16 protein-coding genes are annotated in these 20,240 nt (G+C 66.4%); 7 read left to right on the top strand and 9 right to left on the bottom strand.

Annotated elements, in window-relative coordinates; translation table 11 throughout:
• Nucleotides 1-148 precede the first annotated feature (148 nt).
• Genes ACFVUT_RS07950 through ACFVUT_RS07940 form a run of 3 tightly spaced genes read right to left on the bottom strand, consistent with a single transcriptional unit; the run spans nucleotide 149 to nucleotide 1,890 of the window.
• Nucleotides 149-778 (bottom strand): DUF6000 family protein, encoded by a 630-nt coding sequence (locus tag ACFVUT_RS07950; RefSeq protein WP_389286733.1) that lies wholly within the window; start codon nucleotides 776-778, stop codon nucleotides 149-151.
• A gap of 3 nt (nucleotides 779-781) precedes the next feature.
• A complete protein-coding gene (locus tag ACFVUT_RS07945) occupies nucleotides 782-1,513 on the bottom strand; it encodes a HEAT repeat domain-containing protein (protein ID WP_389643658.1) in 732 nt (243 codons plus the stop codon).
• Complete coding sequence (locus tag ACFVUT_RS07940; RefSeq protein ID WP_389643661.1) at nucleotides 1,510-1,890, bottom strand: CPCC family cysteine-rich protein; 381 nt, start codon at nucleotides 1,888-1,890, stop codon at nucleotides 1,510-1,512. Before ACFVUT_RS07940 ends, ACFVUT_RS07945 begins: the two co-directional genes overlap by 4 nt.
• A gap of 667 nt (nucleotides 1,891-2,557) precedes the next feature.
• Between ACFVUT_RS07940 and ACFVUT_RS07935 the strand changes: the two genes are divergently transcribed.
• From ACFVUT_RS07935 to ACFVUT_RS07910, 6 genes are all read left to right on the top strand, one after another.
• Nucleotides 2,558-4,105, top strand: coding sequence for an N-6 DNA methylase (locus ACFVUT_RS07935; RefSeq protein ID WP_389643664.1), 1,548 nt, complete (start codon nucleotides 2,558-2,560; stop codon nucleotides 4,103-4,105).
• Nucleotides 4,102-5,640, top strand: a complete 1,539-nt coding sequence (locus tag ACFVUT_RS07930; protein WP_389643667.1) for an N-6 DNA methylase — start codon at nucleotides 4,102-4,104, stop codon at nucleotides 5,638-5,640. Before ACFVUT_RS07935 ends, ACFVUT_RS07930 begins: the two co-directional genes overlap by 4 nt.
• Nucleotides 5,637-6,854, top strand: a complete 1,218-nt coding sequence (locus ACFVUT_RS07925) for a restriction endonuclease subunit S (RefSeq protein ID WP_389643670.1) — start codon at nucleotides 5,637-5,639, stop codon at nucleotides 6,852-6,854. Before ACFVUT_RS07930 ends, ACFVUT_RS07925 begins: the two co-directional genes overlap by 4 nt.
• A 25-nt stretch (nucleotides 6,855-6,879) precedes the next feature.
• On the top strand, nucleotides 6,880-9,849 hold the full coding sequence (locus tag ACFVUT_RS07920) for a type I restriction endonuclease subunit R (RefSeq protein WP_389643673.1): 2,970 nt from the start codon (nucleotides 6,880-6,882) through the stop codon (nucleotides 9,847-9,849).
• A 122-nt stretch (nucleotides 9,850-9,971) separates the two neighbouring features.
• Nucleotides 9,972-11,210: a DUF262 domain-containing protein gene (locus ACFVUT_RS07915; RefSeq protein WP_389643676.1), complete on the top strand. Its 1,239-nt coding sequence runs from the start codon at nucleotides 9,972-9,974 to the stop codon at nucleotides 11,208-11,210.
• Nucleotides 11,207-12,685, top strand: a complete 1,479-nt coding sequence (locus ACFVUT_RS07910; RefSeq protein ID WP_389643679.1) for an AAA family ATPase — start codon at nucleotides 11,207-11,209, stop codon at nucleotides 12,683-12,685. Before ACFVUT_RS07915 ends, ACFVUT_RS07910 begins: the two co-directional genes overlap by 4 nt.
• 515 nt (nucleotides 12,686-13,200) lie before the next feature.
• On the opposite strand, the gene ACFVUT_RS07905 is transcribed toward ACFVUT_RS07910, so the two are convergent.
• The 3 genes from ACFVUT_RS07905 to ACFVUT_RS07895 form a co-directional block, all read right to left on the bottom strand.
• Nucleotides 13,201-13,464 (bottom strand): type II toxin-antitoxin system RelE/ParE family toxin, encoded by a 264-nt coding sequence (locus ACFVUT_RS07905; RefSeq protein WP_072483972.1) that lies wholly within the window; start codon nucleotides 13,462-13,464, stop codon nucleotides 13,201-13,203.
• On the bottom strand, nucleotides 13,457-13,726 hold the full coding sequence (locus ACFVUT_RS07900; protein ID WP_389643683.1) for a type II toxin-antitoxin system Phd/YefM family antitoxin: 270 nt from the start codon (nucleotides 13,724-13,726) through the stop codon (nucleotides 13,457-13,459). The genes ACFVUT_RS07905 and ACFVUT_RS07900 overlap by 8 nt, the downstream gene beginning before the upstream one ends.
• Before the next feature lie 219 nt (nucleotides 13,727-13,945).
• Nucleotides 13,946-14,101 carry a hypothetical protein gene (locus ACFVUT_RS07895; protein WP_389643686.1) on the bottom strand — a complete coding sequence of 52 codons (156 nt, stop codon included), beginning with the start codon at nucleotides 14,099-14,101 and terminating at the stop codon, nucleotides 13,946-13,948.
• Between the two features lie 234 nt (nucleotides 14,102-14,335).
• On the opposite strand from ACFVUT_RS07895, the gene ACFVUT_RS07890 reads away from it, so the two are divergent.
• Complete coding sequence (locus ACFVUT_RS07890) at nucleotides 14,336-15,754, top strand: ATP-binding protein (RefSeq protein ID WP_389644785.1); 1,419 nt, start codon at nucleotides 14,336-14,338, stop codon at nucleotides 15,752-15,754.
• Between the two features lie 174 nt (nucleotides 15,755-15,928).
• Here ACFVUT_RS07890 and ACFVUT_RS07885 read toward each other — a convergent pair whose 3' ends face one another.
• Genes ACFVUT_RS07885 through ACFVUT_RS07875 form a run of 3 tightly spaced genes read right to left on the bottom strand, consistent with a single transcriptional unit; the run spans nucleotide 15,929 to nucleotide 20,042 of the window.
• Nucleotides 15,929-17,269 carry a hypothetical protein gene (locus tag ACFVUT_RS07885; protein WP_389643689.1) on the bottom strand — a complete coding sequence of 447 codons (1,341 nt, stop codon included), beginning with the start codon at nucleotides 17,267-17,269 and terminating at the stop codon, nucleotides 15,929-15,931.
• Nucleotides 17,266-19,254: a hypothetical protein gene (locus ACFVUT_RS07880; protein ID WP_389643692.1), complete on the bottom strand. Its 1,989-nt coding sequence runs from the start codon at nucleotides 19,252-19,254 to the stop codon at nucleotides 17,266-17,268. Before ACFVUT_RS07880 ends, ACFVUT_RS07885 begins: the two co-directional genes overlap by 4 nt.
• Nucleotides 19,251-20,042, bottom strand: a complete 792-nt coding sequence (locus ACFVUT_RS07875) for a toll/interleukin-1 receptor domain-containing protein (RefSeq protein WP_389643695.1) — start codon at nucleotides 20,040-20,042, stop codon at nucleotides 19,251-19,253. Before ACFVUT_RS07875 ends, ACFVUT_RS07880 begins: the two co-directional genes overlap by 4 nt.
• Between the last annotated feature and the right edge of the window lie 198 nt (nucleotides 20,043-20,240).

Here is a 20,240-nt window from a genome sequence, read left to right as displayed (position 1 = left end):
ACGCCGCACCGAACTCCACGACGCCTTCGTCTCCCTCGCCTGCAGCCTCATCTGCTACAGACGCCTCAAGAAAGCCCGCTCATGATCGTGTTACGAGCTCTTAACTGGTGGGAACTAGGGGGCCTGGGGGCAGTGATTGCACCGCGGCCTACAGGCGTCGCCAGCCGTTGGCGAACTCGCATTGGAGGTCCGTCCAGCGGCGCTGTTCGGCGGGGATGTGGCTGGGGTAGCCGAGGCGTCCCACGCCCTTGACCCACTCGTCCCAGAGGCCGTCGGGCTCTGTGAAGCGGTCGGCGTGGTGGGTGCCGAGGAAGGCGTCGAGGCGGAGGAGGGCACCGAGGGCGGCGGGCTGGTCGTAGTGGAGGTCGGTGCAGGGGAGGTAGTGGTCGAGGTAGGCGGTGAGGATCTCGGCGTCGGCGTGGGTGCCGAAGCGGGCCAGGGCGAAGCAGTATGCGCTGCCGGAGTAGCAGACCTCGCTGGCCAGGAGCAGGTCGCCGATGCGTGCCCGGAACCGTTCGCGGCCGTCGACGCCGATCAGCCAGGCGGCGGTGAGGCGCGAGCGCCATTCGTACCCGAGGAGGGCTTCCAGTTCCTCGTCGGTGATCGCGGCGGCGTCATTCAGCAGGTGTCGGGTGAAGCGGGTGGTGTGCCACCACCGGGGGCCCAGGAACCGCCCGCCGTTCAGTACGAGGTAGCGCGGGAGGCCGCCGTACGTCCTCGTCACGTAGCTCTCGACCACATGGCCGTAGCCGACTTCCTCGGGGTGCTGGGACGGCATCGGTCACCTCTCCGGGTGCAGGTCGGTGCGGTCGATCCAGATGGGGGTGACGAAGATGTTGTCGCCGACGGGGGCTTCGGAGGCTTCCAGCAGGGACCAGGTGCGGGACTCTTCGACCAGGTGCTCCCAGGGCGCGGTCCAGTCGAGTTCCCAGTCCAGACCGGTGCCGGAGACGCCGTATGTGCTGCCGGCGTCCACCCGCCAGAACTGGGAGTAGAGGATCACCTGGGAGTGGTCGGCCAGGTCGTTGATGATCTCGGTGAAGTGGGCCGAGGGCCAGCCAGGGACGTTGTCCGCAGCAGTGGGGCGTAGGCGCGCGGTGAGCGGCGGGACGACGGGGGTGCGTGCGCCGAGTTCGGTCAGGGCCCAGCGGATGCCTTCCGGCTCGCTCCAGTCCGGTGGCGTCGCCCGCTCCAGGCAGGCGCGATAGGCGCGGCGCACGGGCTCGACCGCGCCGTCGATCTTCAGGCTCGCCAGGGCCATCGCCGCCCATTCCCGGACGGTGGAGTCGTCGCTGCGCAGGAGGGTGATCAGGATGGGGCCGCAGCGTGGGTCCGCCACCTCTTCGAAAACCTCGATGGCGGTCAGCTGACCGAAGCCGCCGAGGGAGGGCAGTCCGTTGATGATGGCGGGGATGGCGTTGGAGCCGATGCCGATCAGTTCCGCGCGGGCGTCGTACGACGGGCCAGTCGAGTCGTCGAGCTGCTGGATGAGTCTCTCGATGTGAGTGGTCATGGGTGGTCCCGGCGCCAGAAAGTAGGCAGCCACCAGCAGAGCACCGAGTGGTCATCGGGCCAGGGGGCGCGGTCCTCGGCCGCCCAGTCCTCGAAGGAGTCCTGCGCCAGATCGATGGGGCGCCAGGCGGGGTCGAGGGGCTCGTTGTCGGCCGGAGGGCGGACGTACCGCCGGCCGTGTTCGTCGCAGGCGCCGAAGTCCCGGTAGTTCCGCTGGGCCTCGATCAGGGAGACCTTGTTCGCCCCGCCTGCCATGGTCGGCCATCGGAACTGGACCCCGTCGTCCTCCCAGAAGCAGACGGGGCAGATCTCGTACGAGCCAGGCATCGCGCCCAGCACGCGGTGCCCGCAGCACGGGCAGGGGTAGGAGTCGCTCACCCGCGCAGTCTCGTTGCAGCTCCCGCCGGGGTGCCATGGATTTCTCTGCCTCGGGGTGCCCAGCCAGTCCGCAGCCAGTCCGCAGGACACCCGTAAACGGCCATCGGGAGCCAACGTATGCCAACGAGGAATCCCAGGTCAGGTCCCTGTGCTGAGCTCCGCCGCAGGTCAGGATCAGACCGCAGACATTCCGCTTCAACGTGTAGCGGCAGACATATCACCACGTCGCTGATCTGGCAAACATGCAGGTCAGGGAGGGCTCGGTTCTCCGAGTCGGGCCCTTCGTTTCTTCCCGTGCTGGGATGGTGCTGGGATAGCTGGCCCCTCGTCACCTGTCGTCATCCCTGGTCATCCTTACTGTGCTGGGATCGTGCTGGGACACGGGTCGCCTACGGTGCTGGGACTGCATCCATATCCCTCCGTCCGACCCGACTCGTCCACCACGTGGGCCCTTGCCTCTGCCCTTACCTCAGGTAAGGGCAGAGGCAAGGGCAACGGGTGGCGTCCGAGTCCAGACGGTGAGTCTGTGCGGCTCTGGCAGGCCCTGATCTTGAACGCCAGTTACCGCTGAGGCTCCCGGGATATCCTGACGGGCGGTCGGACTTGCGGTAGTCAAGCGCTACGCTTCGGGCATCTTCGCCCGATACGTGCAGAATGGAGTCTCACTGTGGCCCAGCAGGAAGCGTCTGAGCAGCTGGAACTGCTGCCGGATGCGGCCGGAGGGCTCACGCTCAGTGAGCTGGAGTCGCATTTGCTTGGCGCTGCCCATCTCTTGCGGGGGCTGGTCGATCAGGCAGATTTTAAGAGCTACATCTTCCCGCTGCTCTTCTATAAGCGTCTGTGCGATGTCTATGGCGAGGAGTTCGACGACGCTCTCGCGCATTCCGATGGTGACCGTGAATTCGCGGCCAAGGCGGATCAGCACCGTTTCGTCATCCCGGAGGGGCATCGCTGGGACGATGTCGTAGCGGCACCTGATACGAAGCTCGGTCGTGCGCTCCTTGACGCGCTCCGCGCGACCGAGAAGGCCAACCCGGACACACTCGATGGAATCTTCGGCGACACACCGTGGACCAATCGTGACCGCATCCCACCCCACGTGCTGCGGGCGCTCCTCAACCACTTCTCCGCACGTTTCCTCGGCGACGCGCATGCAGACGCGGATCTTCTTGGGCAGGCGTACGAGTACCTGATCAAGAAGTTCGCGGATCTGTCTAACAAGAAGGCCGGCGAGTTCTATACGCCTCGCGCCGTGGTCGAGCTGCTGGTCAACATCCTCGCCCCGGAACCGGGCGAGACCGTGTACGACCCGGCATGCGGCACCGGGGGGATGTTGATCGAGGTCACCCACCACTTCGCTCGAAAGGGAGTGGCTCCCCAGCTGCTGTGGGGCAAGATCTTCGGCCAGGAGAAGAACCTCACGACTTCGGGCATTGCCCGCATGAACCTCATCCTGCACGGGATCGATGATTTCCGGGTGGAGCGCGGAGACACCTTGCGCGAGCCCCGCTTCTTTGCCTCGGATGGAGGTCTGCGGACTTTTGACTGCGTGATCGCGAACCCGCCGTTCTCGCTGGCCGCGTGGGGCGAGACGGGATGGGCCAGGGACCCCTACGGGCGCGGTGCGACTGGAGTGCCCCCGCGCAGCACGGCCGACTGGGCCTGGGTCCAGCACATGCTCGCCTCAATGCGGCCCGACACCGGCCGGGCGGTTGTCGTCCTGCCGCAGGGCATCCTCTTCCGGGACGGCACCGAAGCCCGTATCCGCAGGAAGATCATCGAGTCGGATGCGATCGAGGCAGTCATTGGACTAGGGGAACGCCTCTTCTACGGCGCGCCCCTGGCCGCCTGTGTCCTCGTGCTGCGCGCGCAGAAGCCGAAGGAGCGACGAGGGAAGATCCTCTTCATCGACGCTTCCGACCAGCTGCGCAAGGCGAGCAAGCAGAACGTGCTGGAGGCCGAACACACCTCCCGCATCCTGGGCTGGTACCGCGCCTTCGCGGACATCAAGGAACGCAGCCGTTTGATCGACTTCTCGGAGGTCGAGAGGAACGACGGCAACCTCAACATCCCGCTCTATGTCGGTAAGGACCGCGCGGCTGAACTGCCTTCGTTGAGTGAAGCCGTCGCTGCCCTGGAAAGCGCCCTGACGGACGCTGTGGCGGCCGAGAACGAACTGCGTGGCCAGCTCAAGGAATGGGGGCTCCTCGGATGAGCGACGGCAGGATCGCGGCGGACGTGCTGCCTGGTACGGATGTGACAGTGGGGCAGTTGGAGCAGCGGGAGCTGGAGAACTACTTGTGGGGTGCGGCAGTCCGGCTGCGGGGACTCATCGACGCGGGTGACTACAAGCAGTTCATCTTCCCGTTGCTCTTCTTCAAGCGGATCTGTGACGTGCACGACGAGGAGCGCGAGCTGGCCCTTGCCGATTACGACGGGGACGCGGAGCTGGTGGTGAAGGAGGAGAACTACCAGTTTCAGATCCCCGAGGGGCACCACTGGGCAGACGTCAGGGAGGCCCGTTCTGGGCTTGGCTTGGCGCTCGCCCAGGCCATGAAGGCCATCGAGAAGGCCAACCAGGAGCAGCTCTGGGGAGTCTTCGGGGATGCGCAGTGGACAAACACCGAACGGCTCTCGGACGCCACACTTCGTGACCTGCTGGAACACTTCTCCACCCAGGTGCTCTCCCTCGCCCGGGTTCCGGAGGATGAACTCGGTCGAGGTTATGAGTACCTGATCAAGAAGTTCGCGGATGACTCCGGGCACACGGCTCAGGAGTTCTACACGAACCGGACGCTGGTCCAGCTCATGACCCGGATGCTCGAACCGGAGCCCGGGGAGACGGTCTACGACCCCACGTGCGGCACAGGGGGCATGCTGGTCACTGCGGCGGCCGAGTTGAAGCGCCAGGGGAAGGACCATCGCCAGCTCACCCTGTACGGGCAGGAGTTCAACGTGATGACCTCCTCGATCGCCCGCATGAACCTCTACCTGCATGGCATTGAGAATTTCCGCATCGAGCGCGGGGACACCCTCGCCGAACCGCTGTTCTTCGAGGGCGACCGGCTGCAACGTTTCGATGTGGTGCTCGCCAACCCGCCGTACTCGATCAAGCAGTGGAACCGCCCGCTCTTCGCTAAGGACCCCTACCAGCGCAACATGTGGGGTGTGCCGCCCCAGGGGAGAGCGGACTACGCGTTCTTCCAGCACATCGCCGCCTCACTGGACCCCGAGACGGGTCGGTGCGCCATCCTCTTCCCCCACGGTGTGCTCTCCCGGGAGGACGAGCGGGCCATGCGGGAGAAGCTGATCGAGTCCGATCTCCTGGAGTGTGTGCTGGGGCTCGGGCCCGGGCTCTTCTACAACTCGCCGATGGAGGCGTGCGTGGTGGTGCTGCGCACCCGAAAGCGGCCGGAGAGGGAGAGGAAGGTCCTCTTCATTGATGCGGCGCACCTGTTCGAGCGGGTGCAAGGCCAGTCATTCCTGAGCGAGGAGCACATCGCGGAGATTCTGACCGCGTATCGCGAGTGCCAGAACATTGACGGCTTTTCGCGGGACATGGACCTGGACATGCTGCTCAGCAGAGAAGCCGACCTGGCTCTAAATCGCATCATCGGCACGCCACCGTCGGACAGTACGAGTAGCGAACAGGTGCCCCTGCGACAGGCGCTCGCGGAGTGGGAGGCACGCACCACCAACACGGCTCGTCACGTGACCGGGCTGATCGCGCAGTTGAAGGGAGGGGAGTGAACGTGAAGCAAGAGGCTTGGCCCACCGTGCGGTTCGGATCGCTGGTCCGGCAGGTGAAGGACTCGACAGATCCCGCGGCAGACGGGTTGGAGCAGTTCGTGGCTGGGGAACATATGGACTCCCGGCAGCTGCATATCGCCCGTTGGGGAGACGTGAAGGGGAGCTCCCTCGGACCTGCGTTCCACCGCAGGTTCCGCCCAGGTCAGGTGCTCTACGGATCGCGACGGACTTATCTACGCAAGGTCTCCTACGCAGAGTTCGAGGGAGTCTGCGCGAACACCACTTTCGTGCTGGAAAGTGCGGCGCCAGGTGAGCTTCTCCCGGAGATGCTGCCTTTCTTGATGACGGCGGATTCTTTTCACCGTCATTCCGAGTACTGGTCACGCGGGTCAGTCAACCCCTATGTGAACTGGCCTGACATCGCCAAGTACGAGTTCCCTCTCCCGCCGCTGTCCGAGCAGCGGCGGATCGCTGACCTTCTGTGGTCGTTCGAGCGCACCGCGCGGGCGAAGGCCACCGCGCTGGAGGCCGCGCGGCAGGCAGAGCTCGTGGCACTCGCGGAGCTGTATGACGAACCGGGGTGGCCCGTGCAGCGAGTGGGTGAGGCGGGGGAGGTGCAGCTGGGGCTCATGCGGTCGCCCAAGGTGCACGCAGGTGCAGACATGCGCCCGTACCTCCGTGTCGCGAACGTGGGGGACGACGAGCTGTTTCTGGACGACGTGCAGGACATGAATTTTAATGCTGCAGCCTTCGCCAAGTACGCGCTGCGGCCGAAGGACGTGCTGCTCAATGAAGGGCAGAGCCTGGAGTATGTAGGCCGGGCGGCGATGTATCGCGGAGAGATTGAGGACTGCTGCTTCCAGAAGACGTTGCTTCGCTTCCGCGCGGGCGATGAGGTTCTGCCGGAGTTCGCCCTCGGCTGGTTCCGCCGCTGTCAGCGTCTAGGTGCGTTTGCCCGAGTGGCCAAACGCACCACGTCGATGGCCCACCTCCCTGCCGGCCTTCTCTCGGCCCAGCCGATCCCCGTCCCGCCTCTCTCCATCCAACAACGTGTGATCGAGCGGCTCGAAGCCGCCCGCGAACTGCGCACCACCCTCGCCGAGGACCTGACACAGACGCGTAATCTGATGCAACGCACCTTGAACGTGCTGTTGCAGGGCCCTGGCGCGTCGGCGGAAACAACGACGGCGGCGGCGGTCGACTGCAGCGCGTGAGATGTGGAGTGAGGGACGACTGAGGGTGAGCGAGGGGCGGGGGATGTTCAGCGAGAAGGCCACGGCTCAGGCATTCGTAACCGACCGGCTCACTGCCCTGCCGGAGCTCGCGTGGGTTCAGCAGGACACTCAGCCGGACCGGATCGAGCAGGATGTCCTCGTCGAGTCCGAGCTGCGCGACGCCCTGGTCCGTCTTAACCCGGCCATTTCGGCCGATCCCGAGCTCGCCGACGAGGTGCTGTACCAGCTCACCGCGCTGATCCGGTCGGCGCGTGGTGAAGGCGTAGTCAAGGCCAACGAGAACTTCCGCTCCTGGTTGCTCGGCGAGAAGTCGATGCCCTTCGGGCCGGACCACGAGTATGTATCCGTCCAGCTAGTCGACTTCGATGACGCCACCCGCAACCGCTACCACCTCAGCACAGAGGTTGCCTTCTGCCGAGGTGCCATCCGGCGCCGTTTCGATCATGTGCTGTGGGTCAACGGGATTCCCCTGGTCGTGGGTGAGGCGAAGTCCGCCACACGTGCTGGCATAACCTGGGCCGACGGGGCGCTCCAACTCGACGGTTACCAGGACGATGTACCGGAGTTCTTCGTCCCCAACGCCCTGTGTTTCGCCATCGACGGACGCGATCTGCGCTACGGCAGCCTCCGGCTACCCCTTCACCTGTGGAGCCCGTGGTGGTCCCCGGGGTTGCGGAAGCAGCATCCCGAGCCCGGCCCCGACTACCTCCGCCAGGCCGTGGACGGTCTGCTGAGTCCGTCGACGGTTCTGGACATCATCCGGAACTTCACGGTCTACAGCACTGACGACCGTCACCGGAAGATCAAGAACATCTGCCGCTATCAGCAGTACGAGGCCGGCAGGCGGATGGCCGACCGTGCCGCCGCGGCGGCGCACGACCCGGACGCGCCCCGGCAGGGACTCGTGTGGCACTTCCAGGGTTCTGGCAAGTCTCTGCTGATGGTGTTCACAGCTCAGGCGCTGCGCACCGATCCGCGCACTGGTGCGCCCACGGTGCTGATAGTGGTGGACCGGCTGGACCTCGACACCCAGATCACTTCCACCTTCGGTGCCTCGGACATCCCGAACGTGGTCACGGCGGGCTCCGGTGACAATCTCGGAGAGATGCTCGCGACGGGCCAGCGGAAGATCATTGTCACCACGGTCCAGAAGTTCAAGAACCTGGACCGCGTTCTGTCCGCACGACGTGACATCGTCTGCCTCGTCGATGAAGCGCATCGCACCCAGGACCGGGATCTGGGGCAGCGAATGCGCGAAGCCCTGCCCAACGCGGTCTTCTTCGGTCTGACCGGCACTCCAATCAACCGAACCGACGTCAACACCTTCAAGACGTTCGGTAACGAGGAGGACGCGGGCCGCTATCTCTCGCAGTACACTCAGGCCGATTCACTGCGTGACGGGACGACGCTCCCGCTGCATTTCGAGCCGCGCGACGCGCGCTTCCAGATCGACGGCGATGTCATTGATGCTGAGTTCAAGAAGCTCGCCGAGCGTCTGTCCCCGCGCGAGAAGGCCGCTGTGACCCATCGGGCCGCTCGTATGGGGTGGTTGATCAAGGCCGATGGGCGCATTCGCATGGTGTGCGAGGACATCGCACGTCACTTCAGGGAGAAAGTGGAGCCCGAGGGCTTCAAGGCGCAGGTTGTCGTCTTCGACCAGGAAGCGTGCGTCCTGTACAAGAAGGAACTGGACGCGCTGCTGGGACCGGAGACCAGCGAGGTCGTGATGTCCACCCAGGGGCAGCCTGAGGAGATCCAGGAGCGTTTCGGGCGGGACAAGGACGAGGAGGCGGCGCTGCTGGATCGCTTCCGTGCCCCGGACGATCCGCTGAAGATCCTCATCGTGACGGCGAAACTCCTCACCGGTTTCGACGCCCCAATCGCCCAGACGATGTACCTGGACAAGGTCATGCATGACCACACGTTGCTCCAGGCCGTCTGCCGGGTGAACCGCCCGTACCGTCGGCCGGGGAGCGATCAGGCGAAGTCGCACGGTCTGATCGTGGACTACCTCGGTGTCTTCGCCCGCCTCGGGCAGGCAATGCGATTCGATGAGCGGGCTGTCGAGCGTGCGGTTACCAGCATCAAGGAGCTGTGGGATCAGTTCCCCGGTGCCCTTCGTAAGTGCCTGGACTTCTTCCCTGGGGTTGACCGTGCCGAGGACGGTTACGAGGCCCTCTTCGCGGCTCAGGACAAGCTGCCCGACGACGGGACACGACAGGCGTTCGCAGAGGCGTTCGCCCGATTGTCCCGGCTGTGGGAGGCGCTAGCCCCGGATGAGCGGCTGAGCGAGCACGTCGCTGACTACCGCTGGCTTGCGAAGGTGCACCACTCCGTACGGCCCAGCAACGCCACGAGCCCTCTGCTGTGGCGGGTGCTCGGCCCTAAAACGCGCGAGCTGGTCAACGCCCACATCCACGCGGACGTGCCACCCCAACGGCTCGAGACGCTCGTCATCGACGCCAAAATGGCCGAGTACCTGCAGCGCGTCCCCGACCGAGGGATCCGGCAGCTTGAGCCCCAGCTTCAGGACCGGCTTGGCCGTCGCCGTGGTGAACCGCGCTTCGACTCTCTGGCGCAGAAGCTGGAGCGACTGCGTCAGCAGTACGAGGCGGGTCAGCTTGTGAGCCGTGAGTATCTCTATCAGTTGCTGGGCCTGGCGGAACAGACCGCGCGGGCAGAGGCTCAGACAGAGGCTGATGAGAAGGAGCAGAATCCTAGGGAACAGGGTAAGCACGCTCTCACTCGGCTGTTTGAATCGTCCCGCCCGGAGGGCACACCTGTGGCGGTGGCGAAGCTCGTGGAGGAGATCGACAGCATCGTCGACGCGGTGAGGTTCCCGGGGTGGCAGCACACTGCGGGCGGTGAGCGCGAGGTGAAGAAGGCTCTGCGCCGCACACTGGTCCGCTACCAGCTGCAACGGGACGAAGAGCTGTTCCAGAAGGCGTACGACTACATCCGGCAGTACTACTGAGGCGGCCCTCGGATCATGACCCACCGGATGTCAGTGCTCGGCCGTATCGTGCCATCAGGCATGGACTTCACCCCCGCCTTCCAGGCCGGCACCCAGCCCAGACGCGAGAGGAGGCGACCGTCATGACCCCAGCTCACGACCTGCGCGTGTCGGCAACCCGGCCAACCGTCGTGACCGTGCGCGAGGCGCTCGCCCAGCTCCGCGACGGAAGTCTGCGCCAGCCCTCCGAGCCGTCCAGTAGCGCAGAGTGGTCTGACCACCGCAAGCACGTGCTCCTCGACTCCGTGCTGCGCGGCTGGCCCATCGGCACGCTACTCGTCGCGTGTGAAGCGGACGGATCACGAGTCCTGCTCGACGGCCAGCGACGCCTGGCAGCGCTAGAGGAATTCGTACGCGGTGACCTACTGGTCGACGGCCGACTCACCCCTCCGGCTCGTGCCTTGCGGGAATCCGACGGAAAGACATACAACGCTCTGCCGCAGGGGCTGCGCACTGCCATCGACGACTACCCCTTGGTGCTCCTGGAGCTCGACGAACTGCCACCTGCCGAGTTGCGAACTGCGGTGCTGCGGCTCAATTCTGAAGCCGGACTGACCGCAGCAGGACGCAAACTCGTCGAATCGGGTTCGTTTGGCGAGCAAGTCCGGACCCTCGTGGCCTCGGCGGCTGACTGGGGCCTGGGGGAAGAACGCATCGGCTTCGGGAACGTCGGCCTGGCCTACGAGGACGTGATCAGCAGAGTGCTGGTCGCCGTAGAGGCAGGTAGCATCCAGGCTGCGGCAGTCGGCAGCGAACAACTGAATCACCGGCTGCGCTCCGGTGACGCGGTGGCCGACCACACCCGAGACGCGGTGGCTGACGCACTCAAGGGACTGTTGTCTCTGCCCGCACTCGACATGCCGGCCGTTCGGTTCACCAAACCGACTCTACTGAGCTGGATGTTGGTGATGGTCCGGGCCAGGCGCGCGTTCGGCCCTGGCGCCGAACATCACCTCGGGTTTCTCCTCGAATGGCTGGAGCCGGAACGCAGGAGGCGAGCCGCGGAGCTCGGGCCTGGAGCTACTCCACCACTCAGGACCGGCTTCCGTGAACTGCCGTACGATGCCTTGCTAGAGCGATTCAACGAAGTGGCTGCGGTGGGCGCGCACACCCCCGAGTCGACGGTGTTGAGGGATGCCATCGGCTGGCTGTTTCTTGTAGCGACAGGCGGCGCCCCGTCGCGCCGGACTTCCCCCGTGCCGGACGTGCTGCGCATGTACGCGGCGCTGACCGGCGCAGATGACGCACCGTTCACGGAAGACAGGATCGATCAAGTGCTGTGGGAAGACGGGGTGCTGAAGTCCTGGGGGGAGTGGAGTTGAGCCGGGACGCAGCGGATGAGGAGGTCCTCCGCCGGGCCCAGATCAATAATCACTACCGCAAACTGGCCAGTGGCCAGGTGCGTTCACCCCTGCGCAGGGTCGAGATCGACGGGCACGCGCATCTCGGCTCGCTCGCCGCTGAGATGGCCCCGGGCATCACCCTTCTGTGCGGGGTGAGTGGCGCTGGCAAGACACAGTTCCTGCGAACGCTTGCACGCCATCTGCGGCAGCAATCCCCGTCGGAAAGCGTGCCGCATCCCGCTACGGTACGGCTGACGGGCCAGTCACGACATCAGAAGAGCGACCGCAATGGACCGGCGTCGGGCGATGTAGAACTCGCCGAGGCCAAAGCCCCGTGTGTGTACATCGACACTGCACGGGAGTGCTTCGATGTGCTGACCCAAGTGAGTCGAGTTCCGGCACACGAGCTCGAAAGCGAGCGCGCCACGGCCGAGAAGGCCCCCCGCAGCGCCTGGTTCGACCATGCGTTGGGCTCCATCATGGGACGCCCCTACGACCTGGTCACCCACCAGGAGCTGGATCGCCGCTCCCCTGCTTCTGGCGAGCAACCCACCTGGTTCTACTACGAGCTCGGCCGTCACGGCGAAACTTACGGGCCTGAACAGATGAGCCTGGGGGAGCTCGCTTCCTGCGTCATCCTGCGCGCCCTGCGTGGGGTGGGGCGGGGCAGCATCGTGCTGCTCGACGAGCCAGAAAACTTTCTCTCGCCCCGCGCTCGCGAACGGCTGCTCGACATCATCGTCGCTCGTGCGGTCCAAATGGAGCTGTCGGTCGTCCTCGCCTCGCACTCTCCGGAGTTCGCCTACCGCCTGCCCAGCACTTCCCTCCGCACACTTGAGCGCGGTGCGGGCGCCGCGGCTCAGGCGACCATCTCCGCTGGAGCCCTTCCTGCTCAGGTCAGCCGGAAGCTGGGCATGGCTCCGCGGACCGAGGCAGTGCTGCTGGTCGAGGACCGTTTCGCCCGGCTGATGCTGGAGGAACTGCTCCGATGCCACCTGCCGGAGCTGGCCCCGCATCTGTGCGTGCAGGACGTGCGCGGCGCCGACACTGTCGCGACCGTCGCTCGCGTCCTCGGACCGACCAGACCGGCCGTGGCCTTTCTCGGCGTGCTGGACGGAGACACACGTTCCGAACCAGGCCGTCAAGGAGAGTGGTTGGAGTACCTGCCGGGCCATCACGATCCCGAGGCGGTCGTCATTCAGTTGCTTCAGGCACGTACGGGGGCAGCGGCGAAAGAGCTGGGCGTGACAGAGGACACCCTGAAGTACGCTCTGGAAGAAGCATACGTCTCCAACATTCACGACCAACCTGCAGTCGTGAGCGAACACACAGGTGTGGACGAGGTACGGCTGATTTCCTTCGCGGTGCGGAGGATCCGCTCTGTGCCAGGCTTCCGCAAGGATACTGACCGGCTCATGGAACGCATTCGCACTCTCTTGGCGCCTTCACCTTGAGCCCGGCCAGCCAGGAGCAGCACGGACCACGAATTCCAGGCGTATGGCGTACAGGACTTTCAGGCACGCACTGGCAGCACAGAGTGTTGCGCCCACGACCCTCGTCGACCTGCACTTTGGTCAACTGAGGTAGCAACACTGCATCTCTCCTTGCTCTCCGGCGAGTGGTGTGGAGTTCGTCCGGCTGGCCCAGGTTGCTGCGCAGTGAGACAAGCGCATCTCTGGTTAGGAGTAGCGGATGGCAGGCACAGCAGGGGAACAGACGTCGCAGAGAAGTCCTCGGACATCGCCCATTGCTGCCGTTGGCATGTAGCGTTGGCGATTCTGAGTCCTCTCGTACGTTGTCGTGAATCCCGTGCTGGGATGGTGCTGGGACGCGCCCACATTCCCGCAGGTCAGAGCCTTGTGGTGGAGTTCCGCTTCAGCGTCTGATTGGACGTGAATAACGGCCTGACCTGCGAGAAGGCAGGTCAGGCCGTTGTGCTGTCCGGAGTAGTCCGCAGAACCTGAAGCGGCTACGTGTCGTAGACCGTGGAGCGGTGTCCGACGTGTACGACCCACACCACTAGTTCCCCGTTGTCGATGGTGTAGAAGACGCGATAGTCGCCGACTCGTAGGCGGCGGCGCTCAGGCTGGGATACAAGTGCCGTGGTGTTGAAGCCGAAAGGGTCGCTCTCCAGCTCTGTCAGCTTGGCCAGGATACGAAGCGCCATGTCGCGAGGGATCTTGCGAAGCTCGGCCTGGGCCTCGGGTCGGAACACCGTGCGGTAGTCACTCACTGCGTGCCAGCGTCTCCCTCATCACGTCCTCGATCGGGACGCCGGCGGCCGGGCTCGCCATGCGTTCGTCGATGATGCGGTTGATCTCGCGCTCTTCCCACTCCTGGTACTTGCGCAGCACCTCGATCGAGACCACTGCGGCGACCTGCCTGCCGCGGCGGGTGATGACAGTGGGCATGTCTTCGCGGTCGGCCCGTTCGACGACTTCGGCCAAGTGAGCGCGTACGTCGCGGATGGACTCTATGGGCAGCGGCTGAGTCATGCCCCAAGGGTACCGAGTGTGCCATGTGTACACAATCTGGGTTGCGTGCACTCGTTGGGATGAGCTGCCGATTGGGTGGCTGATTCCGGGACAGAGATCCGGGAGCAGTTCTTTCTGTTACCCACGCCGGCGCGGTCCGGGTCTTCAGCGCCCAGGATCGATGCGCCGCGCCCCGTTCGGTGCCGCAAGGTTGCCACCACCGAGGAGGGGCTGACGCCGTCAGCTTTCCCAGTCGAGGGAAACCGCGGCCCCGTCGCGGGCCACCTTGGCGGCGAGGAGTTCGTCACTGGTCGCAGCGTCGATCGTGTAGTCCATGACGATCCGGACCTTGGCCTTGCCGATCAGGTGCCACGGCCCGATCCGAACGGGGTGCATGGCTGCAGTGAACGCGTCAGCGCTGATCGCTTCGCCGCTCGCTTCCCGGGTGAGGTGTTTGATCACCTCGACGTCGTCGAGTTCGGCGGCGTGGTGGCCGATGAAGTAGCGATTCTGCTGCAGGTATTCGCGGGTATTACTCAGTCGACACGTCTCCCGAGGGTCACGAAGGCAATTACTAACCTCTATGTTGCTAACATTATTGTTAGTGTCATGGGTGGAGGTCGACCAGACGTGGTGGATTTTGTAGGACGTCGCCAGGAGCTGGCGACGTTGGAGCGAGAGCTGCAGAAGGTGGCGGCAGGGATCGGCGGGGAGCGGCCCGGTCGGTGCGTGATGTTGCGTGGGCGGCGCCGGGTGGGCAAGTCGCGGCTGGTCGAGCGGTTTGCGGAGCGTTCCGGAGCCCCTTTCTTGTTCTTCGCTGCGACTGGTGCATCCCCCAGGGATGATCTGGCACGGCTGGCCAGGGACGCCCAAGTGTCAACGCTGCCGTTGGCGGGGCTGGTGGCCGCCGCGCGGCCGGAGAACTGGGATACCGCGTTCGATGTGCTGGCCGCGGCGCTGCCTGCCGACCGGGCGAGCGTTCTGATCATCGACGAAGTGCCGTACCTGATGGATACCGACGGCGCCTTTGAAGGGATGCTGCAACGGGCCTGGGACCGGGTGCTGGAGACCAAGCCGGTGCTGCTGGTCCTCATCGGCTCCGATCTGTCGATGATGGAGGCACTGAACAGCTACGGACGCCCCTTCCATCAGCGTGGCCGGGAGATGGTGCTGGGACCGCTCAACCCCGCCGAGGTGGGGCAGATGCTTGGGCTGGATCCGGCGGAAGCCTTCGACGCCGCACTGGTCACCGGCGGGCTGCCGCTGATCTGCGCAGAGTGGCCGCGCGGCGCAGGGCTGTGGGACTTCCTCGGCGAGGCGCTGAGCGATCCGGTCTCGGCCCTGCTGGTGTCGGCCGAGCGTTCGCTGGCCGCCGAATTTCCCCCGCAGGTACAGGCGCGCAAGGTGCTGGCGGCCATCGGGAGTGGCGAGCGGACCTTCACCAATATCGCCCGTGCAGCCGGCGGGATCGGGGCCACGCCGCTGCAGCGAGCTCTGGAGCTGCTTACGGACAAACGGATCGTCGCCGGCGAGCTGCCTGTATCGCTGCGCCCGTCGAAGGACCGCCGCTACCGGGTGACAGATCCCTACCTGCGGTTCTGGCTGCACCTGCTCGGCCCGTCGATGGAGGAGATCGAGCGGGGGCGGGGCGATCTGACCTTGGCGCGCATCCGGGAGAACTGGACCAGCTGGCGTGGTCGGGCCGTCGAGCCTCTTGTCCGTGAGGCCCTGGCGCGGATACTGCCCGACGACCGGCTGCCCGCGGCCCCCGCAGTGGGCGGCTACTGGACTCGCACCAACGACATCGAGATCGATATCGTCGGGGCCGACCGCGCCCCCATCGCCAAGGAGCTGTTCTTCGTCGGCTCCATCAAGTGGCTGGAGCAGTCGCCCTTCGACCGGCATGACTTGGCCGCTCTGCATCGGCACCGGGCTGCCCTCACCGACGAACTTGTTCCAGTCGTGGCGGTTTCGCGTAGTGGAGTCGACTGTCCGGGGCTCGACGCCACCTACGGCCCCGGCGATTTGCTGACCGCCTGGCCGCTGTGAGTGGCGGATGTCAGGTGGGGTACGGGAGTCGGTGAGCCCTTGGTCGCTTACCGGCGCTGTTGTGCAGCGTTGGCGGTCCTGAGCCTCCTCGTGCCCAGGTACCGGGACAGGAACGGCTCCCCCGCCGCGGTGTGCGGTGAAGGGGGAGCCTCGGAGGACCGACCGTCTACCGGATCAGCTCCTGTCCTCGTCGTCCTCGTCCTGTGCGCGAGGTGCGGCGGGCCGGTGCGGGCTGTGCGAGGTGTCCCAGAAGTAGGGAGGCGCCATGTCGTCCTCGCTCGTCTCCTGCCGGTCTTGGTTCCGTTCGCCTGCGCCGCTCTCCGCGGACCCCGGCGTGAACGTGTCCGCGTCGGCATCCGGGTCCGCGGCCGCGTTGGTGAATGGCGCGCCCTCGGGGGCTTGGAAGCGCGGCGACCAGGGCCCGGTGGTGTCCCCCTCGCTTGGAGGCTCACCCTCCGGCCCCTCGTCGGGCGCCGGGAGAAGGGTCCGCCTGATCTCCTCGGCGGCCTCGTCCAGCCCGGCCGCCTCCAGGCTCCGCACCACACGGTGCACGAACACCGTGTACTCATCCATGTCCGGCTTCAGGCCTACCGCCGCCAGCAGCAGGAGCAGCCGATCCGAAACCCCCACTTCCTCCTCGCGGTCGAACGTCCCTCCTCCCTGGGCGTGTCCGTCCCACAGCGGGCCTCCGACGGTTGCTTCGGTCCGCGCGTCCACGGGCGGGACGAGCAGGTGCCGGAAGATCTCGGGCACCTCCTCGTTCTTGGCGGCCGCCGAGATCTGGGCGAGCGGACCGATCATGTCGACTGCCTTCTCGATGTCGTCCTCGTGACGGGCCAGCCACCACACCACGGCGCTGCCCGTGCTCTTGAGCACGTCGTCACCGAGGTAGCCCCGCTTGTTGCGCTCGTGCTGACGCTCGTACTCCCAGAGTTCCTCGTCCTTGCGAAGGTCGTTCATTTTCCGCAGGCGCTCACGGTCGGCGGGGGCGAGGGTCAGTGTCACATCGGCCGCCAGGGCCTTCACTCGTCCGCTCCGGTCCGAGAGCGGGGCGCCCAGCTCCCCTTCCAGGAGGTACCGTGTGAAGCTCGCCCGGCCGGGCTCCTCGTGGCGGACGACCTGCAGGGCCCGGCTGACGACCGAGGAAACGGCGAGGGCTGGGGAGGCGCCGTCGGACCAGTCGGCGTGGTCGGGGACCGGCCTCCACCACACGGTGGCGGAGAAGAGGAAGTCGTAGCCGTCCGTTGCGCTCGGCAGCGCCGCGTCGACCACCCGAGTCTCCTGGTACGGCTGCTCCGTCGGCGCCGCGGGCGGCTCAGCTTCCTCGGGCTCGTACGGATCGGCCGACGCGCGGCCACCGCTGAGGACCGTCATCACGAGCAGTAGGGAGCCCGAGGATGTGACCATGGACATGAAGCCCCACAGCCACGCCGACCAGTGCAGGAGGTTTCCGAGCACAGCCGGTGCGAGGCCGCAGAGAGCAACGGACAGCAGGCTGGGAAAGCGGTGTTTCATCGTGCCTCTTCCGTGGTCCGTGGTCCGGCGCCCGCACGCTTCGCACTCTCCGTGCGGACGTACTGCGCGTTGTCGATGTGCTGCCAGAAGAGGGCGGCGACGGCCGCCCGGGACGGGTGGTGCCTGGGCCCCGCCCAGTCGCAGGCGATGGCGTAGAGGCGGTGCAGAGCGGCTGTGCGGCCGTGTGTCGCCCCGACCATCACGCCCAGCGCCATCTCCCGCGTACTGTCGCCCGCCGCGGCGTTCAGCCAACTGCTCACCAGCGGGTTCCAGAGCTCCGTCGGCGGATGGGAGAAAACCGTCTCCCAGCCCAGGAACAGGTCCGGCCACGACGGCGGCTCCGGTGCCCGGTCGCTCCTCAACAGTTCAGCGAGCAGTTGGAGATGGAGCTCTGTCCCGCGCGGCTCCCGACGCGCCCGGTCCCGCAGGCGGTCGATCAGTAGCCGGTAGGGCCGACGGTCGCGGCCGGCGAGGTCGAGAAGTACTTCCCGGGCCCCGCGTGCCGCCTCCCCCTTCCGTACGGCGAGGTAATGGAGCCGCACCATCGCCTGATCCGGGTGCGTCGCGCCGAGGCTCTGGAGGCAGGCAGCGGTCAGGACGCGAATGAGACCGTCCGACAAGGGGCCGGACCTCGCGCACTCGTACATCCGTCTGCGGAACCATCCCCCGAACCGCTCGTGGCTGAGACCGAGTTCGAGGGCCGCCACGGCTCGTGGGTCGCAGGACGTCCCGGTCGCGTGGTCCGCCCAGTGGACCACAAGGTCGAAGAGGTGGTCGGGCCGCCCGACGGCCAGGGACCGCTCGCCGAAGCGGACAACGACGTTCACCCGGTCGTCGGTGGTCAGACCGTGGAGCCCGGCGGCATGGCCGATCCAATTCCTGAGGTCGTCGCGCGTCCCGGGGAAGTTCGCCCAGAAGTACGTCCGTACCGCGTCGGCGTAGGCCAGCCGGCCGAAGTGGAGCCGCCCTTCCAGGTCCCGCTCGATCCCGAGCGTCGCCAATCGCTCCCCGAAATCCGTCTGTGCGAGCTCGGTTGTCGTCTCTTCCTCGTGCCTCACCGTCCTCATCAAGCCGTGCCACGCTTCGTAGACGGTGTCGGCGCGGGCCTCCTCGAAGACTGCCGCAGCAAGCAGCAGGGCCCGCTCGGGCGCGGTGCGGACCGTGGCCACCTGCCGACCCACCTCACCGGCACGGTCGGTCACCGCGTGCATCGCTTGGTCGAGCCATCCCGCGAAGTCGACGCCGAACCGGCCGCTGTCGCGAGCAGACCTCACCAGCCCCGCGAGGCGCGCCAGTTCCCGCATGGGGGAGCGTTCGCACAGGCGCTGTAGGTCGTAGCTCCCCAGGTCCGTGGAGTGGAAGGCCATCCGGTCCATACGGAGGTACCGGGTGACGACGGCGATCCCCCGAGGGCGCCCCAGTGCCACCGTGTGCGGTTCAAGCTCCGGCGCGTGGGCGTGCTCCATGCCCGACGGCAGGACGACCGCCATGTGGGCCCCCGCCTCCTGGACCTGTGACCGGCGCACGACCAGGAGGCGCTGGGCCTTGGCATACGCCTCCTCGTCGGCGATCCCGGAGAGGTCGAGGAGGAAGCGGTCCCCCTTGCCGGGGGCGAGAGTGGGCTCGTCCTTGTCCGTGGCGGGAAGCTCCTCGAACCGGTCCTCCTCCTGCTCCTCTTCAGCGCCTGCGTCCTCACCGAGCTCGTGCAGCAGCATGATCGCTGCGGCGCGCCGGCCGCTGCCGGGCGCGGCCTCCAGCAGCACCACCGATCCGGGCTTCTCCAGGCAGCCGGCCGCGATGCGATAGCCGACCGGCCGAACGAACCGGTCGGCCAGGCGCACCCGGTCCTCTCGGACGATCCGGAGAGACTCGACCCCTTTGCGGATCATCCAATCAGCGCCACCGTAGAAGACGTACTGGGGCCCTGCGCCATTGTTCACCGGGCCACGCGGATCGTTGACGGTGACTCGGTCCTGCTCGGTCATCGTCCGTCGTCCGAGCGCCGACGCTCGCGCTCGAAGCGTTGGTGGACCGTACCGCTGTTGTCGCCCGCGGTGAACTGGACCCCGGTGTTGTCGCCCTGGAAGTGGGGAGCGTTGTACTGGTGCCCCCCACCGGTGTTCACGGGCCCCTGCGGTTCGTTGACGAAGGTGCCGGACAGATTTCCGTTGAGGTTTCCGATGCCGCGCACGCGCTGTTCGACGTCGCGCGTCCGCATTCTGGTGTGCCTGGCATCCTTGGGCGACTTCTTGCGGGACTTCGCCTCCGCCCGCTCCCGCGCCGCACGGGCGTCGCGGTCCACCGCACCCAGCTCGGGCAGGAGCCGGGCGAGGGTGTCGCCGAGCGCCGTCAGGTCCGATTCGGCGTTGCGGTGGTCGAACCGCCTGTACTGGCAGTCCGCCAGCTCCAGCAGATCGTCCGGAAGGACGGAGCGGTCGATCCTCGTGGCCTTTCCGACGAGCACGGGGATCACCAGGACTCCGCGGTCGAGCGCGGTCTGGATCTCGCGACGGGTCCAGTCCTGCTCGGCTTCGAGGGCGGGGCGGCCGTCGGCCCCCCGCACCTCCGCCCAGCGCGGGCCGATCACGGCGAGGAGAGCCTCGCACTCCTCCACCGCCCTGACCAGTTCCACCGGGAAACGGCGTCCGGGCTCGATCGAGTTGCTGGCGAAGAAGATCCGCTCGTCGCCGAACCGACGGGCGAGTTCCCGAGCGATCATGGTCGCTGCGGACTCCTCGTCGCCTGTGCGGTAGTTGACGAAGACGTCGGACATGAAGGTTCCCTTCGTGAAAGGAAGACGGGGTGAACGGGCACGGGGCTGTGGACCGGGGCTCCGGTCCGCCCGGGCCATGAGGTCCCGACTGTGTGGACCGCATGGCGCATCCACGGGAGGGCGTGCGGATGGAGGGGCGCCGCCTGGTGCGTCACTGGTCGCGGGCAGCCCGAAGAAGCCGGGGGCGCGATGCGACGC

The organism is Streptomyces sp. NPDC058051 (genome assembly GCF_042885475.1).
In the GTDB taxonomy this organism is placed as follows: domain Bacteria; phylum Actinomycetota; class Actinomycetes; order Streptomycetales; family Streptomycetaceae; genus Streptomyces.
This window is presented reverse-complemented; position numbering and strand designations above follow the sequence as displayed.

What these genes read in the sequence shown, in the direction of transcription:
- ACFVUT_RS07950 (WP_389286733.1), bottom strand. Translation starts at nt 778, where the DNA reads ATGCCGTCCCAGCACCCCGAGGAAGTCGGCTACGGCCATGTGGTCGAG.
- ACFVUT_RS07945 (WP_389643658.1), bottom strand. Translation starts at nt 1,513, where the DNA reads ATGACCACTCACATCGAGAGACTCATCCAGCAGCTCGACGACTCGACT.
- ACFVUT_RS07930 (WP_389643667.1), top strand. Translation starts at nt 4,102, where the DNA reads ATGAGCGACGGCAGGATCGCGGCGGACGTGCTGCCTGGTACGGATGTG.
- ACFVUT_RS07915 (WP_389643676.1), top strand. Translation starts at nt 9,972, where the DNA reads ATGACCCCAGCTCACGACCTGCGCGTGTCGGCAACCCGGCCAACCGTC.
- ACFVUT_RS07900 (WP_389643683.1), bottom strand. Translation starts at nt 13,726, where the DNA reads ATGACTCAGCCGCTGCCCATAGAGTCCATCCGCGACGTACGCGCTCAC.
- ACFVUT_RS07895 (WP_389643686.1), bottom strand. Translation starts at nt 14,101, where the DNA reads ATGCACCCCGTTCGGATCGGGCCGTGGCACCTGATCGGCAAGGCCAAG.
- ACFVUT_RS07885 (WP_389643689.1), bottom strand. Translation starts at nt 17,269, where the DNA reads ATGAAACACCGCTTTCCCAGCCTGCTGTCCGTTGCTCTCTGCGGCCTC.
- ACFVUT_RS07880 (WP_389643692.1), bottom strand. Translation starts at nt 19,254, where the DNA reads ATGACCGAGCAGGACCGAGTCACCGTCAACGATCCGCGTGGCCCGGTG.
- ACFVUT_RS07875 (WP_389643695.1), bottom strand. Translation starts at nt 20,042, where the DNA reads ATGTCCGACGTCTTCGTCAACTACCGCACAGGCGACGAGGAGTCCGCA.